The organism is Embleya sp. NPDC127516, assembly GCF_044765325.1.
In the GTDB taxonomy this organism is placed as follows: domain Bacteria; phylum Actinomycetota; class Actinomycetes; order Streptomycetales; family Streptomycetaceae; genus Embleya.
In genome coordinates, this window is record NZ_JBIWJT010000005.1 from 186,810 (window position 1) to 202,081 (window position 15,272).

Here is a 15,272-nt window from a genome sequence, read left to right on the forward strand (position 1 = left end):
CTGACGGTGGGTCAGGAAACGTGTCGGCGCCATCGGCTGCCCGGCACCTGGCCGGGCTCGCAACCGATCACATAGCGCACCCGGCGGCCGCGGACCCGCCGCGCGGGCGCGCGGCAGCCACGGGGCTTGCAGCCCCTGGCCAGTCGCGGATCCATGCTCATCGCCGCACGCGCTCTCAGCCGCGCCCGTGCCGGATCGCCGGGTGGGCGCCCGCGGCGACCAGGTCGGCGACCGAGCTGCGCGGGTCGCGACCGGTGACCAGGGACTCGCCCACCAGGACGGCGTCGGCGCCGTTGTTGGCGTACGCGATCAGGTCGTGCGGGCCGCGTACGCCGGACTCGGCGATGCGCACGCACGAGTCCGGGATCAGCGGGGCGATCCGGGCGAAGTTGTTGCGGTCCACCTCGAGGGTCTTGAGGTTGCGCGCGTTGACCCCGATCACGGTGGCGCCGGCGTCGAGCGCGCGGGCGGTCTCCTCCTCGTCGTGGACCTCCACGATCGTGGTGAGACCGATCGAGCGGGACCGCTCGATCAGCGAGATCAGCGCGTTCTGCTCCAGGGCCGCGACGATCAGCAGGGCGACGTCCGCGCCGTGTGCGCGGGCCTCCCAGAGCTGATAGCTGGTGACCATGAAGTCCTTGCGCAGGACCGGGATGTCGACCGCGGCGCGGACCGCGTCGAGGTCTTCGAGCGAGCCGCCGAATCGGCGCTGCTCGGTGAGCACGCTGATCACCGAGGCGCCGCCGGACTCGTAGTCGGCGGCCAGGCCGGCCGGGTCGGCGATCGCGGCGAGTGCGCCCTTGGAGGGGCTGGAGCGCTTGACCTCGGCGATGACGGCGATGCCGTCGCCGCGCAGGATGCTCTCCGCGTCGCGGGGTGCCGGCGCCTGGGCCGCGAGTTCCTTGATCTCGTCAAGGGATACGCGGGCCTGTCGTTCGGCGAGGTCGGCGTTGACACCGTCGATGATCTCGTCGAGAACGCTCACGCCCTACATCCCCTCGTTTGTCCGGAGAACCTGCTCCCCCGGCTCTTCGATGGTATAGGCCGATTCGAACAGACCCGTCCACGCCGCACCGCCGAAGAGGTGGGGGCAGCATACGGCGTCGCACGGTGGGTCCGTGCGCACGGTCCGGCCGGCGGAACCGCCGGCGATCACTGTGCGTCAGGGCGCGAGCGCCGCACCGAAGGGCAGGTCGCGGACGATCCAAAAGAGCAGCACGACCACCAGCAGAGCCCGCAGCGGGCGGGGGTCGGCGAGCGCCCGACGCGGGCGCGCGCGGGCGGTGCGCACCGCCCAGCGCAGCCACAACACGCCGATCAGCGGGAACAGCGCGACCGCGAGCGCGTTGTAGCCCAGCGCGGCGGGCAGGTCGAGGTGGGTCAGCGCGTGCACACAGCGCAGGCCGCCGCAGCCGGGGCAGGGCAGGCCGGTGAGCAGCAGGTAGGGGCACGGCGGATAGTGGCCGCTCTCGCGCGGATCGACCAGCCCCACATAGGCGGTCGCGGCACCGAGCAGGGCCAGGCTCACGGCCGGCAGTCCGAGGTTGCGCAGCCGGAAGCCGGTGCTCGGCGCGGGCGGGGCGGGGGTGTTCACCGACCCATTGTGCGGTCCGGACGCACCGTCAGAGGTCACCCAGCGTGTCTTTCCAGCCGAGCAGGAACACACCCACCATCCAGGTGGTCCAGAAGATCACGCCGAGCAGCACCGTGCCGATGGTCCAGTTGCGGGCCCGCAAGGAAGCGAGCCGGGCGCCCGCGACGTCGCCGCGCTGCCAACGCTCGTTGACACTGGTGGCCGCGAGCAGCGCGGGCACGCCCGCCAGGAAGCAGCAGAAGACCGTGGCCACGACCGCCCACGCGAGGTAGTTCTCCGGCGGCCCGGGTGGCGGTCCGGCGGGCGGCGGCGTGGTCGGCGGTCCATAGGGCATGGCGTGCCCGAACGGTCGAGCCGGCGCGTTCCACTCCCGCGTCCGATCCGGCCGCTCCTCACCGCCTCCGGAAGCCCCCGGATAGCCGTAGGCCACATTCCCCCCTAGGCACAACGCCGCACCGGCGAGCCCACCCTAGAACAGCCCCGGGCCCGCCACACCAAACCCCAACCACCGCCCGAGCCAACCGACGCCCGAACCGGCCCGGCAGGCGCTTGAGCCCACATCAGCCCGGCCGGCGCCTGAGGCCAACCCAAGCCAACCGAAGGCCCGAGGTCAGCCGCACATCAGCCCGGCCGGCGCCTGAGGCCGACCCGAACCGACCGAACGCCCGAGGTCAGCCGAAAACCAGCCCGGCCGGGGCCGAACGTCAGCGCCGCGCAGGAGCCGTGCCGAGACCACCCATCCGCATGCCCGCACCGGCGACGCACCCCACCAAAACCACAACCGCACCGACCCAGAACAACATCACGTTGGCCGCGATCATCGCGACGCCGGAGATCGTGCAGCCGATCAGCGCCAGTATGGTCACGGTCCAGGCGGCGGGGGTACTGCCGTGGTTTCCGGCTTGCGACGACATCGCTCAACTCCTTCGGCTTCACATTCACACGCTTGTGCGCGGCTGCCGCGACACCGTCCTGGGCGCCGCGATCACAACCGCGCGAGTCTTATTGTCACCCGTCGAGAGCAGTGCTCAGCGCGTGGGGTCCTCGCCGCGGTCGAGCGCGTTCCACAGATCGGCGTTGCGGACCGGGCCGCGCTTGACGGCGGCCGCCTTGCCGGCGGGGGCCTCGTAGCGGTTGGACATCCCGGGCCAGCGCCGGCCCCGAAGCACCACGAACAGACCGGCCAGCAGGATCAGCGCACCGCCCACGGCCGCGAACCACGGCCAGATCGTGTGGCTGACGTCCACCGCGCGAACCCCCTCGACGGCCGCCTTGCCCGCCGCCTCGGAGTTCACCGCCGAGGTGTCGCCGGCACCTTGCACGGCCAACACCGTGACCCCGAGCCCGGCCAGCGTCACCAGCACGCCGATGACGGTTCGCCCGATCGTGCGGGTGGCGAGCACCGCGAGGCCGCCGGCCAGGCCGAGCAGCGCGAGCGCGGAGCCGGCCTTGTTGATCGTATTGCCGCTCGCGTGCACCGCGATCCGCGAGCCGTGCACCGGCGCGGTGCCCTCGGCCCACGTACGCCCCGCCGCCGAGAGCACCACGGCCGCGCCGACCAGGGCCAGCAGCACCGCGACGGTCAACTCCCGGCGGGCCGCCCTGCGCTCCCGCGACGCCGCCGCGTCCGCCGTATCGCCCGCGCCGGCCGCGGTCGCGGGCTCCGCGATCGCTCGGTCGTCCGTCTCGGTGCCACTGCGCGCTGCGCCGGCCTCGGTCCTCGCGTCGGTCATGTCACCAGCATGACCCACGCCGCCGAACGGCTTGACCCGGGGCGGGTCGGCGCGGTCCCCCTGCCATCCCGGACGAGGCCCGAGCCGGGCCCGAGAACCAGCCCCGGCCGGTTCGAGGACGAACTCCTACCGGGTCCCGAGACCCGCCCTATACCTCGTGCGCCGGCGTCAACGTCCCCGCGATGGCGATCGCGCGCAGCACCGCCGCCGCCTTGTTGCGGCACTCGATGTCCTCGGCCTCGGGCGAGGAGTCGGCCACCACGCCCGCACCGGCCTGGACGTACGCCACACCGTCGCGGATGAGCGCGGTGCGGATCGCGATCGCGGTGTCCAGGTCGCCGGCGAAGTCGACGTAGCCCACACAACCGCCGTACAGCCCGCGCCGGGTCGGCTCGAAGTTCTCGATGATCTCCATCGCGCGCGGCTTGGGCGCGCCGGAGAGGGTGCCCGCCGGGAAGCACGCGGCGAACACGTCCAACGCGGTGCGCTCCGGGGCCAACTCGCCCACCACGGTGGACACGATGTGCATCACGTGGCTGTACCGCTCGACCGACATGAAGTCGATCACCTCGACCGTGCCGGGTGCGCAGACCCGGCCCAGGTCGTTGCGGCCCAGGTCGACCAGCATCAGGTGCTCGGCGCGTTCCTTCGGGTCGGCGAGCAACTCCTCGGCCAGGTCGGCGTCCTGCTGGGGGGTGGCGCCGCGCGGGCGGGTGCCCGCGATCGGGTGCAGCATCGCGCGCCCGTTCTCGACCTTGACCAGCGCCTCGGGGCTGGAGCCGACCACGTCGAAGCCGCCCTCGGCGCCGCCGTCCGGGCCCGGCAGCCGGAACAGGTACATGTACGGACTGGGGTTGGTCGCGCGCAGGATCCGGTACACGTCCAGCGCGCCGGCCTCGGTGGGCATCTCGAAGCGCTGGGACAGCACGATCTGGAACGCCTCGCCGGCCCGGATTTCCTCCTTGGCCGCCTCCACCGCCTTGCGGTAGGCGGGTGAGCCCCACGGGCCGACCGCCTCCGCCGGCGCGGCGCGCTCGAACGAGGCCGCGGCCAGTCCGGTCGGCCGGGCCAGGTCGGCCGTCATCGCGTCGAGCCGGGCCACCGCCGCGTGGTAGGCCTCGTCGACGCCGGACTCGCGGTTGTCGTGGTTGATCGCGTTGGCGATCAGCAACACGCTGCCGTCCACGTGGTCGAGCACCGCGAGGTCGGTGGCCAGGAACATCATCAGTTCCGGCACCCGCAGGTCGTCCACGGTCGCGTCGGGCAGCCGTTCCAGCCGGCGCACCACGTCGTAGCCGAGGTAGCCGACCATCCCGCCGGTCAGCGGTGGCAGTTCCAGGCCCGGGACGCCGTGCGGGGTGTGCAACGCGGCCACGGTGGCCCGCAGTACCTCCAGCGGATCGCCGTCCACCGGCACGCCCACCGGCGGGGTGCCCAGCCAGCGGGCCCGTCCGGCCGCCTCGGTGAGCACCGCCGCGCTGCGCACGCCCACGAACGAATAGCGGGACCACGAGCGGCCGTTCTCGGCGGACTCCAGCAGGAAGGTGCCGGGCCGCTCGGCGGCGAGTTTGCGGTACAGCCCGACGGGGGTGTCGCCGTCGGCCAGGAAGCTCCGGGTGACGGGGATGACCCGCCGGTCGCGCGCGAGCGCCCGGAAGGTGTCGAGGTCGGGGGTGACGGTTCCGGTGGTCATGGCGTGCGCAATCTCCCGGGCAGCGAGGTCGGGCGGAGCCGGGGCCACGCGGGCCCGGGGTCGGCGGCGGTCAGTCGGAGACGGGCAGGACGTCCGCGTCGAAGCACGTGCGGTCGCCGGTGTGGCACGCGGCGCCGGTCTGCTCGACCCGCACCAGCACGGCGTCGCCGTCGCAGTCGAGCGCGACCGAGAGCACCTTCTGCACGTGGCCGGAGGTGTCGCCCTTGACCCAGTACTCCTGCCGGCTGCGGCTCCAGTAGGTGCATCGGCCGGTGGTCAGCGTGCGATGCAGGGCCTCATCGTCCATCCAGCCGACCATCAGCACCTCGCCCGTGTCGCCGGCCTGCGCGACGGCGGCGATCAGGCCGTCGGGGTCGCGCTTGAGGCGTGCGGCGATGGTCGGGTCGAGGTCGGACGGCCGCGCGGGCGGGTGGGTGGCACCGGTCATGCGCGCATTGTCGCAGACCCGCGCGGGCCGACCGGTTCGGTGTTCACAGGCCGGTACGGGCCGTACGCAGGGTGTCGATCGCCGCCGGGTCGCCGTCCAGCTCGACCCGGGCCCGGTCCTTGCGGCCGAACAGGTACAGGAGCAGTTCGCCCGGGTGTCCGCTCAGGGTCACCACGGGCGTGCCCTTGTGGATGGTCCTGGGCTGTTCGTCGGGTCCGGTGTCGGTGCGGCGCAGCGCCACGCCGACCGGGACGCCGCGCAGCGCGATCCGCGAGGAGCCGACGGCCCGCTTCCACAGGATCTCGGTGAGCGCGGGGTCCAGTTCGCGCGGCTCGGCGCCGCCGGGCTGCGCGCGGCGCACGTCCTCCAGGTGGATGAAGTACTCCATCGTGTTGGCGGCGGCGTCCACACCGGGGATGCCGAACACGGACAGCCGCGGCGGGCCGTCGGCGACCAGGCGCACGGTCTGTTCGTACGGCTTGGCCGCCTGCCGCAGCCGGACCTTCTCGGTGTGGCCGGCGAGCGCCTCGAACATGATGCCCGGCGCGGAGTCGGGGCGCCGCTCGCGGATCACCAGGTGCGCCGCGAGGTCGCGGGTGGTCCAACCCTCGCACAGGGTGGGCGCGTCCGGGCCGAGCACGCGCAGGAGTTCGGCGAGCGCGGCACGTTCGGTGCGGGCGTGGGAAGTCGGCATGTGCCGATCCTTCGGCCCGCACCGGGCGCGGTCAAGGGGGCGCGGTCACGGGTGTGCGGTCACACGTGTGGGGTCGGGGCATGCGGTCGGAGCGTCCCGTCGGCGGTGCGGTCACGGCGACGCGGCGATCGGCGCGGAGTCCTTGGGTTGGTCGGTGTTCTGTTGCGTGCTCATCCAGCGCAGCGCGTCCGGCAGGACCGCCTGCCAGGTCTTGAAGTTGTGCCCGCCGGTGGGCAGGAGCAGCGTGTCCACCTTCAGCGGCGGTTTGGCCAGTCGCTGGAACTCCTTGGTGTCGGCCAGGTTCGGCTCACCGCTCTCGCTGCTGGTGAGCAGCAGGCTGACGGGTGGCATCGGCATGTTCTTCAGCCGCCACATCAGGTCGTGCTGGTTGCGGTACGCCTTGCTGCCGCCGTACAGGTCGCCGGTGTCGCCGTCCATCGGCGCGCCGTAGTCGGCGGACAGCGCGACGCCCGCGCCGATCCGGTCCGAGTGCAGCATCGCGAGCTTGGCCGCGCAGTAGCCGCCGGTGGAGTCGCCGAGCATGCCCCAGCCGCGCGGTCCGGGGGCGACCCGGTAGGCCTGGCTGATCGCCTCGGGCAGGTCCTGGCTGAAGAACATGCCCACCTGCGGCCCACCGGGCACGTCGGTGCACTCGGTGTCGCGGGCGACGCCGACGCTCGGTTTCATCATCACGTAGATGGTGGGCTGGACCCGGCCGGCGGCGATCTCGGTGGCGGCGAACTTGGGCAGTTCCAGGCGGGTGACCAGGTTGCGCTCGTTGCCGGGGTAGCCGGTGAGCACGACCACGACCGGGAAGCGCCGGTCCTTGTACTGGGCCTGGAAGTACTGCGGCGGCAGGTAGACCAGCGCGGCCGTGCCCAGCCCGCTGCGTCGCCCTGCCACGTCCACCTGCATGATCTGGCCCGCGGCCTGCGGGTTCTTGCCCTGCGGGACGTCTATCGTCTCGGTCCCGTTCTCCTTGACCAGCTTGGGCACGTCACCGGGACCGTTGGTGCCGAAGTTCACCACCGGCTTGCCGGTGTGCCCGAGCAGGTCGTCCCAGGTCGTGTAGAAGACGAAGTAGCGGTTGCCGATCACCGCGACGGTGGCCATCAGCAGCACCTGCGTGCTCAGCAGGATGCCGACCCGTCCCAGGATCGGCAGTACCCCCTGGCGGGACAACTTCGGCCAGAAGTACACGGCGGCCGCGGCCGCCGCGAAGGCGACGACGCCGAGCAGGATTATCAGTTTGAGGCTGGTCAGGCCCACAGCGGCGTCCTCGGTCCTATGGATCATGGTCAGGGCACGCCCGTGGAGACGAGACCGGCCCGGGGTTTGGTTGCGGATGCCGGCGACACTCCGGCACGGCCGGCGGGGAACGCCCGAAACAGGGTGACATGCGGGAAAGGTGCGGTCCAAGCCGAGCCGGGTGCGTCGATCCTGATCGAACCGAGGTCCGCGCCGGGGAATCCGGGCCGTCCGACGTGCCTTGTACTTTCATTGGACAACCATCCTTCGAGAGCCCCGTTCGCGGCGGCCGGATTCCCGTGAAAGTGAGCCCCGTGGCGGACAAGGTCGTGCTGCGACAAGGACTGCGCGTCATCGGTGTGGCGATCCGCGAGGAACCGCGGATCTTCGCCGCCGCGGTGGGCGCGAGCGCGGTGTACGGCGTGATGACGGTCGGCTCGGCCCTGGTGCTGGGCCGGGTCACCGACGAGGTGATCATTCCCGCGTTCCGGGACGGGCGGACCACGGCCGGTGCGCTGATCGGCGCGTTCGCGGCGGTCTTCGGCATCGCGCTGCTCAAGGCGTTCGGCGTGATCGGGCGCCGCCTGTGGGCGGGTGTGATGCAGTACCGCCTCCAGGCCACCTACCGGCGTCGGGTCACCCGGCAGTACCTGCGGCTGCCGCTCGCGTGGCACCACCGCCACCCCACCGGGACGCTGCTGTCCAACGCGAACGCCGACGTCGAGGCGGCCTGGAATCCGGTCGCGCCGCTGCCGATGGCCACCGGCGTGGTGGTGATGTTGTTCGTCGCGGCGATCTCGATGGTGCTCACCGACTGGGCGCTCGCGCTGGTCGGCTTCGTGATCTTCCCGGCGATCGCCCTGCTCAACGTGATCTATCAGCGCAAGCAGGGCCCGCTGGCGATGCGCGCGCAGGAGTTGCGTGCCGACGTCGCGGAGATCGCGCACGAGAGCTTCGACGGCGCGTTGGTGGTCAAGACGCTGGGCCGCGAGACCGAGGAGACCACCCGCTTCGCCGCCGCGTCGCGCGAGTTGGCCGACGCGAACATCGCGGTGGGCCGGGTGCGGGCGCTGTTCGACCCGATCCTGGAGGCGCTGCCCAGCTTCGGCGTGCTGCTGGTGCTGGTGGTCGGCACAGTCCGGGTCTCGCACGGGGACCTGGCCCCCGGCGACCTGGTCCAGGTGGCCTACCTGTTCACCCTGTTGGCCTTCCCGGTCCGGGCGATCGGCTGGCTGCTGGGCGACATGCCGCGCTCGGTGGTCGGCTTCGACCGGGTCAAGGGGGTGCTGGAGGCCGAGGGCGAGCACGCCTACGGGGCGATCGAGGGCGGCGACGCCTCTGCCGGTCCGGCCCGCCTGCAGGCCCGCGCGGTGCGCTTCGGCTACACCGACGACACCGACGTGCTGCACGACGTGGCCTTCGACGTCGAGCCCGGGCGCACCATCGCGGTCGTCGGCCCGACCGGGTCCGGCAAGTCCACGCTGGTCTCGCTCCTGGTGCGCCTGGTCGACCCGGTCGACGGCGCGATCCTGCTGGACGGCACCGACCTGCGCGACTATCGGCGTGGCGGGATCGCGGCCACCGCGGCGCTGGTGCCGCAGCAGGCGTTCCTGTTCGACGACAGCGTGCGCGACAACATCACCCTGGGCCTGGACCTGGACGACGCGGCGGTGCAGGAGGCGCTGCGGATCGCCCAAGCCGACTTCGTCACCGCGCTGCCCGAGGGCCTGGACACCCAGGTGGGCGAGCGCGGGACCACCCTCTCCGGCGGCCAGCGCCAGCGCATCGCGCTGGCCCGGGCGCTGGTGCGGCGCCCGCGCCTGTTGGTCCTGGACGACGCCACCTCTGCGGTGGACCCGCGGGTGGAGGCGGCCATCCTGCACGGGCTGCGCGACGCGGGCCCCGCGACGGTGGTCGTGGTGGCCTACCGCAAGGCCACCATCGCGCTCGCCGACGAGGTGATCTACGTCGAGGGCGGCCGGGTGCTCGACCGCGGCCCGCACCACGAGTTGCTGGACCGCTCGGTGGGCTACCGCCGACTGGTCAACGCGTACGAGCGCGCCGCGCGCGAGGGCGCGGACGAGGATCTCGACATCGACGTCAGCGAGGCCGAGGAGGCCACGGCTTCATGAGTATCGCCACCGTCACGGCCAAGGCGCCCGAACCCGAGCCGAAGGCCGCGTCGCGGATCGGCGCCGACCCCGCGTCGACCCGGCCGACCGAGTCCGGATGGAGCGTGCTGCGCCGGGGCCTGCGGTTGACCCCGGAGTTCACCGAGGGCTGGATCGTCACGCTGTTGCTGGCCGTGGTGGGCACGGCCGGCCGGATCGTGGTGCCGCTGGCCGTCCAGCAGACCATCGACCGGGGCCTGCGCGCCGACGCCGGCCCGGACCTGACCGTGGTGCGCACGATGGCCGCGCTCGCGGCGCTGGCGGTGGTGGTCACCGCGGTGTCCGCGTACGCGATGAACGTGCGCCTGTACCGCACCAGCGAGCGCGGGTTGTCCACCCTGCGGGTGGCCGCCTTCCGGCACATCCACGACCTGTCCACGCTGCACCAGCAGTCCGAGAAGCGCGGCTCGCTGGTCTCGCGGGTGACCGGCGACGTGGACACGATCAGCCGCTTCATCCAGTTCGGCGGTCTGCTGCTGATCGTCAGCGTCGGGCAGATCGCGCTGGTGACGGTGCTGATGTTCGTCTACTCGTGGCAGCTCACGCTGCTCGTGTGGGTGTGCTTCGCGCCGCTGTACTTCTTCATGCGCGCGGTGCAAAAGCGCATCGCCGCCGCCTACTCGCACGTGCGGGTGGCCATGGGCCGGATGCTCGGCGCGATCGCGGAGCCGGTGGTGGGCGCCGCGATCGTGCGCGCGCACGGCATCGAGGACCGCACCGCGCGTCGGATCGACGCGTCGGTGGACGCGCACCGGGACGCGCAGACCCGCGCCCAGTTGTTCGTCGCGTTGACCTTCCCGATGGGCGAGTTCGTGGTCGGCCTGGCCAACGGCCTCGTGGTGGTGGTGGGTGTGTGGCTGGGCATCGACGGGCAGCTCAGCGTCGGCGAACTGGTCGCCTTCCTGTTCCTGGTCACCCTGTTCGTGGGCCCGGTGCAGATGGGCGTGGAGATCCTCAACGAGGCGCAGAACGCGCTCGCGGGCTGGCGCCGGGTGCTGGAGGTGCTGGACGCGGAGCCGGACATCGCCGACCCGGGCGACGCGGGCGAGGAACTCCCGCGCGGCCCGGTCGAGGTCGCCTTCGACCACGTCTCGTACGGGTACCCGGGCGGGCCGCGGATCCTGCACGACGTGGACGTCACGCTCGCGCCCAGGACGAGGATCGCGGTGGTCGGCGAGACCGGCTCCGGCAAGACCACGTTCGCCAAGCTGCTCACCCGCCTCGTCGACCCGGACGAGGGTCGGGTGCTGCTGGACGGCGTCGAACTGCCCCGGGTGCGCTTCTCGTCGCTGCGCGCCCGGGTGGTGATGGTGCCGCAGGAGGGCTTCCTGTTCGACGCCACGCTGCGCGAGAACGTGCGCTACGGCCGGCCGGACGCGGACGACGCGGCCATTCGCACCGCGTTCACCGACCTGGGGTTGGCCGATTGGTTGGCCGGGCTGGCCGCGGGCCTGGACACCCCCGTGGGCCAGCGCGGCGAGTCGTTGTCGGCGGGCGAGCGGCAACTGGTCGCGCTCGTGCGGGCCTACATCGCCGATCCCGACCTGCTGGTCCTGGACGAGGCGACGTCGGCCGTGGACCCGGCCACCGAGGTACGGATCGGGCGGGCCCTGGACGGGCTGACCCGGGGCCGCACCGCGGTGTTCATCGCACACCGGATGTCCACCGCCGAATCGGCCGACGAGGTGCTCGTGTTCGACGCGGGCAAGCTGGTCGAACGCGGGCCGCACACCCGCCTGGTCGGGGCCGGCGGGATCTACTCGCGGCTGCACGCCTCGTGGACGGCGCAGCAGAAGACGTCGCGCTGAGCCGAGCCCGGTCTTGGGCCGGTCGCCCCCGAGGGTCGGACGGGCCGTGCGGCCCCGTCCGGCCCTCGGGTCCGTTCGCGGTCCCCTGCGGTCCTATCGCAGGGGCGCCGTCAGCTTCTTGGTCTCGTCCACGTAGGACACCAGGCACTGCACCTCGCGGTCGCCACTGATCCAGCCCGATTCCTTCGGGTAGATGTAGAGCCAGGTCAGCTGCTCCGCCTCGGGTTGGCGGGCGATCACGGGTTCGGCGATCGGCTTGCACACCGCGGACGCCTGGGTGTCCATCGCCGCGTCGCCGGGCCAGGTGCCGTCCGGCAGCGCGACGTTCCGGACGTGCTGCCCGTCGTGCGGCGCCGTGCACGCGACCTTGTCCACGTCCGTGCCGACGGCCGCGAACGAAATGCAGTCGCCCGGGCTGAGCGGGACCTTCTTGACCGCGACGCTGCCGTTGGAGTTGGTCGCCTGGGGCGTGACGGCCCGGGTACTCGGCGGCTCGCTCGACGGCGGCTCGGGGGTGTCCGTGGGCGGCGGAGTGCTCGCCGGCGCGCTCGTGCGCCCGGTCGCGGTGTCCGCCGGGCCGGCCTTGTCGCCCTTGTCGTCGTCCCCGCCCAGGCTCAGCACCAGGGCGATCACGCCGCCGGCGATCACCAGCGCGACGACCACCACGATCGCCACCACGCGCCCGCCGCCCCGCCCGCCGGAGGGGCCGCCGGGACCGCCCGGGCCGTAGGGCGGTCCGCCTCCGTACGGTGGGCCGCCACCACCGTACGGAGGGCCGCCGCCGTAGGGCGGGCCGCCGATCGTCGGACCGTCGTAGGGCGACGGCGGGTTCGTGGGCGGCGGCCCCGCGGGGCCGCCGGGATAGCCGCCCGCACCGCCGCCGTACCCGCCCCCGCCGTAGCCGCCGGAACCGTGGTTGCCGCCCGGGTATCCGCCGGGAGTGCTCATCACGTCGATCCCTCCCCCAAGGGCCGGGCGCTCGGGTCAGCGCAGTGGCTTGGTGAGTGTCTGCCCCGACTTGTACTTCGCGATGCAGGTCACCTTGCGGCGACCGATGTCCCACCCCGGCTGCTTGGGGAAGGTGTAGGTGAAGGTGAACTGCGAGGCGTCGGACCGGCCGCTGAGCGCCGTGCTCATCGCGGGCGTGCACTTCGACTCGGTCTGGTCGGTGATCGCCGCCTCACCCGGGTAGGTGCTGCCGGTGAGCTCGTAGGTCAGGAAGACCTCGCCGGTGTGCGTGCTGTTGCAGGACGTCTTGTCGATGGTGCCCGACGTGGCGTCCAGGGTGACGCAGTCGCCCTTGGACAGGTCCACGTACCGGACCTCCGAGGGCAGGTCCGGGTCGGACGTGCCGGACGTGGTCCGCGGCGGGGTCGGGCGGCTGGTGGTCGGGCGGCCGGTGGGGGTGCTCGGCGCGCTCGTGCTGCTCGTCGGCTTGGAACTGGACGAGGTGGTCGCGCTGTTCGTGGGCCCGGCCTTGTCGTCCTTCTTGTCGTCCCCGCCCAGCACCACGACCAGCGTGGCGATGATGCCACCGACCACGACGATCGCGGCGATCACCACGGCGATCAGCGGGCCCTTGCCGGAGCCGCCCTGGTTGGGGCCGGGCGGCATGCCGCCGCCGTAGCCCCCGCCCCCGTAGTTTCCGGGGTACTGCGGTCCGCCGCCGGCCCCCGGGTACTGCGGCGCGCCGCCGTACGGGTTTTGCGGAGGCGGATACTGCTGCCCACCCTGTGGGTACTGCTGCCCGGGGTACGGCTGGTTGCTCGGATAACCCTGGCCGGGTTGCTGCCCGTAGCCGGGGTAGCCCCCCTGTCCGGGTGATGGCGGCATCGTCATGTGCCTAGCCTGCCCGATCGGGTGAACCCACCGCTCGGCCGGGCCCAACTACTTGACTCCGGGTCAGATGATCGTTGTGGGACCGGAATCCTTCCGTGACCCGATTTCGCGTCTGCCGGCCGGAGTCCGCGCCGGCGGCGCCTCACGGTCGGCGGCGAAACGCTCCGCTCACGAGCGCCAGGAGCACCCCCAGGAGCATCGCGCCGCCACCGGCGGCGAACACGACCGAGGGGCCGTGGGCCGACGCGAGCATGCCGCCGACGGGGTACAGCAGCGGGATCAGACCGACCCCGAACAACATCTGGAGCGCGGTCACCCGACCCAGCGCGCCGGGCGCGCACGTGGTCTGCACCAGGGCGCTCCCGGCACCGCCGACCACGCCGGTGCCCACACCCAGCGCCACCGCGCACGCCACGCCCGCTCCCAGGCCGGGCGCGTAGCCCAGGCCGACCAGACTCGCGGCCATCACGACCATCCCCACCGGCAACACGAGCGCCGGGCGCGGCACCCGGCCCGCGACGGTCAGTGCCAGCGCGCCGATCGCCGCGCCGATCCCCCACGCGCCCAGCACCACGCCCATCCCGCCCGGCCCCCAGCCCGCGTCGTCGGCAAGCAGCACGATGCCGATGTTCATCGGGATGGTGAAGCCCAACTCCATCAGCGCGGTGACCGCCAGCAGCGGCCCCAGCACCCGATGCCGGACCACGTACCGCAGGCCCGCACGCAGGCCCAACTCCGGCTCCTCCTGCCCCGGTTCCGCCTCGGGCGCGGGTCCCGGACGAAGCCGCCACAGCAGTGCGAGGGAGAGCGCGAACAGCGCCGCGTTCAGTGTGAAGGCCGCCGTCGCGCCGCCCATCGCCAGCGCCGCGCCGCCGATCGGCGCGGACACCACGGTGGCCACCCGCTGGGACAACGAGCGCATGCCCTGCACCCGGACCAGTTGCGTACGCGTGGTCAACCGCGCCGGCAACGCGCCCACGGCGGGCATGAACAACGCGTCCACCGCGCCGAACAGCAGCGCGATCAGCACCAGCAGCCCGATCCCGGGGCTGCGCGCGAGCACCGCGAGCGCGGCAACCAGCATCACCGCGCAGCGCACCAGGTCGCTGCCGAGGACCACCCGGCGCGGTCCGTACCGATCCGCGATCGCCCCGCCGGGCAACATCAGCAGGGCTCGGGGCAGCGATCCGGCGGCCAGCACCCACCCGGTCTGCGTCGCGTCGCCGCTGCGCACCGCCGTCCAGGACAGCGCCAGGAACCAGATCTGATCGCCGATCAGCGACGCGGTGTAGGCGCCGAGCCAGGCCAGTACGCGCGGGTCGCGATGGGCGAGCCGCGGTGTCGCGCCGGCGGTCCCGGTGATGGCCATGCTCGTCCCCGTTCCCGTGTGTGTGCGGTGCGTGCGGTCTGTGCGGCGCCGACGGCGCGTGGCGGGCGGCGTCCAGGGGCTCCCGCCCCGTCCGCGGATCACAGCCGGTAGGGGAAGCCGCGGTAGTAGATCTCCACGTGTTCCGCGCCGGGTGTCTCGCGGTCGCGGTAGCCGTCCACGAGGTCCTGGATGGCACCCGCGAGTTCGCGCAGTTCGGCGGCGGTCAGCCGGAGCGTGGGGGCGCCGCTGAAGGCCGCGCCGGCCCACTCCGCCCCCCACACCTGCATCTCGTCCAGGAAGCGCCGGTAGCGGTCCTCGGACTGCGAGCCCAGCACCCGCGCGATGCTCGCGGACAGGTCCCGGCCGACCCGGTCCTCGGCGAAGTCGCCGAACGAGAAGGTGAGGTCCTCGACCACCTTCCACCAGCGCTCGCGCCCGTCCTCGGCGTGCTCGGGGTCCTCGACCACGAAGCCGTGGCCGGCCAGCGTGCGCACGTGGTAGCTGACCAGCGCCGGCGTCGCGTCCACCCGCTTGGCCAGCATCGACGCGGTGGCCGGACCGCCGGCGTGCAACATCCGCAGCAGGCTGATCCGCAGCGGGTGGGTGAACACCTTGAGGGTCTGTACGTCCTTGATCATCCGGCGCGCCGGCGGCTGCTCGCTCATGAGCCCACCG

16 protein-coding genes are annotated in these 15,272 nt (G+C 72.8%); 2 read left to right on the forward strand and 14 right to left on the reverse strand.

The features are described from left to right. Window positions 1–11: 11 nt before the first annotated feature. From trpM to ACIRL2_RS11530, 10 genes are all read right to left on the reverse strand, one after another. Window positions 12–179 carry a tryptophan biosynthesis modulator TrpM gene (gene trpM, locus ACIRL2_RS11485; RefSeq protein WP_402231989.1) on the reverse strand — a complete coding sequence of 56 codons (168 nt, stop codon included), beginning with the start codon at window positions 177–179 and terminating at the stop codon, window positions 12–14. Then, a complete protein-coding gene (trpC, locus tag ACIRL2_RS11490) occupies window positions 176–985 on the reverse strand; it encodes an indole-3-glycerol phosphate synthase TrpC (RefSeq protein WP_395862507.1) in 810 nt (269 codons plus the stop codon). The genes trpM and trpC overlap by 4 nt, the downstream gene beginning before the upstream one ends. 177 nt (window positions 986–1,162) lie before the next feature. Beyond that, entirely contained in the window at window positions 1,163–1,594 is a 432-nt protein-coding gene (locus ACIRL2_RS11495; RefSeq protein ID WP_395862505.1) for a DUF2752 domain-containing protein, read from the reverse strand. A 28-nt stretch (window positions 1,595–1,622) separates the two neighbouring features. After that, window positions 1,623–1,928 carry a CD225/dispanin family protein gene (locus ACIRL2_RS11500; RefSeq protein ID WP_395862503.1) on the reverse strand — a complete coding sequence of 102 codons (306 nt, stop codon included), beginning with the start codon at window positions 1,926–1,928 and terminating at the stop codon, window positions 1,623–1,625. A 370-nt stretch (window positions 1,929–2,298) separates the two neighbouring features. Continuing rightward, complete coding sequence (locus ACIRL2_RS11505; protein WP_395862501.1) at window positions 2,299–2,508, reverse strand: HGxxPAAW family protein; 210 nt, start codon at window positions 2,506–2,508, stop codon at window positions 2,299–2,301. Between the two features lie 114 nt (window positions 2,509–2,622). Beyond that, complete coding sequence (locus ACIRL2_RS11510) at window positions 2,623–3,327, reverse strand: TIGR02234 family membrane protein (RefSeq protein ID WP_402231719.1); 705 nt, start codon at window positions 3,325–3,327, stop codon at window positions 2,623–2,625. Window positions 3,328–3,475: 148 nt separating this feature from the next. Then, window positions 3,476–5,020: an anthranilate synthase component I gene (locus ACIRL2_RS11515; RefSeq protein WP_395862497.1), complete on the reverse strand. Its 1,545-nt coding sequence runs from the start codon at window positions 5,018–5,020 to the stop codon at window positions 3,476–3,478. A 70-nt stretch (window positions 5,021–5,090) separates the two neighbouring features. Further along, window positions 5,091–5,468 carry a phosphoribosyl-AMP cyclohydrolase gene (gene hisI / locus ACIRL2_RS11520; RefSeq protein ID WP_355537328.1) on the reverse strand — a complete coding sequence of 126 codons (378 nt, stop codon included), beginning with the start codon at window positions 5,466–5,468 and terminating at the stop codon, window positions 5,091–5,093. Window positions 5,469–5,511: 43 nt separating this feature from the next. Continuing rightward, window positions 5,512–6,162: a TIGR03085 family metal-binding protein gene (locus tag ACIRL2_RS11525; RefSeq protein ID WP_402231720.1), complete on the reverse strand. Its 651-nt coding sequence runs from the start codon at window positions 6,160–6,162 to the stop codon at window positions 5,512–5,514. A 111-nt stretch (window positions 6,163–6,273) separates the two neighbouring features. Then, on the reverse strand, window positions 6,274–7,431 hold the full coding sequence (locus ACIRL2_RS11530; protein ID WP_402231722.1) for an alpha/beta hydrolase: 1,158 nt from the start codon (window positions 7,429–7,431) through the stop codon (window positions 6,274–6,276). 293 nt (window positions 7,432–7,724) lie between these two features. Here ACIRL2_RS11530 and ACIRL2_RS11535 point away from each other — a divergent pair, with 293 nt between their 5' ends. Further along, entirely contained in the window at window positions 7,725–9,542 is a 1,818-nt protein-coding gene (locus ACIRL2_RS11535) for an ABC transporter ATP-binding protein (RefSeq protein WP_402231724.1), read from the forward strand. Beyond that, window positions 9,539–11,389 carry an ABC transporter ATP-binding protein gene (locus ACIRL2_RS11540; RefSeq protein ID WP_395862490.1) on the forward strand — a complete coding sequence of 617 codons (1,851 nt, stop codon included), beginning with the start codon at window positions 9,539–9,541 and terminating at the stop codon, window positions 11,387–11,389. Before ACIRL2_RS11535 ends, ACIRL2_RS11540 begins: the two co-directional genes overlap by 4 nt. Before the next feature lie 93 nt (window positions 11,390–11,482). Here ACIRL2_RS11540 and ACIRL2_RS11545 read toward each other — a convergent pair whose 3' ends face one another. The 4 genes from ACIRL2_RS11545 to ACIRL2_RS11560 all read right to left on the reverse strand — a co-directional run bounded on the left by ACIRL2_RS11545 (window position 11,483) and on the right by ACIRL2_RS11560 (window position 15,262). Further along, on the reverse strand, window positions 11,483–12,337 hold the full coding sequence (locus ACIRL2_RS11545; protein ID WP_395862488.1) for a septum formation family protein: 855 nt from the start codon (window positions 12,335–12,337) through the stop codon (window positions 11,483–11,485). A 36-nt stretch (window positions 12,338–12,373) separates the two neighbouring features. Beyond that, window positions 12,374–13,228: a septum formation family protein gene (locus tag ACIRL2_RS11550; RefSeq protein ID WP_395862486.1), complete on the reverse strand. Its 855-nt coding sequence runs from the start codon at window positions 13,226–13,228 to the stop codon at window positions 12,374–12,376. Window positions 13,229–13,370: 142 nt separating this feature from the next. Then, on the reverse strand, window positions 13,371–14,597 hold the full coding sequence (locus ACIRL2_RS11555; protein ID WP_402231727.1) for an MFS transporter: 1,227 nt from the start codon (window positions 14,595–14,597) through the stop codon (window positions 13,371–13,373). A gap of 98 nt (window positions 14,598–14,695) precedes the next feature. Further along, window positions 14,696–15,262: a helix-turn-helix domain-containing protein gene (locus ACIRL2_RS11560; protein ID WP_395862483.1), complete on the reverse strand. Its 567-nt coding sequence runs from the start codon at window positions 15,260–15,262 to the stop codon at window positions 14,696–14,698. Window positions 15,263–15,272: the final 10 nt, after the last annotated feature.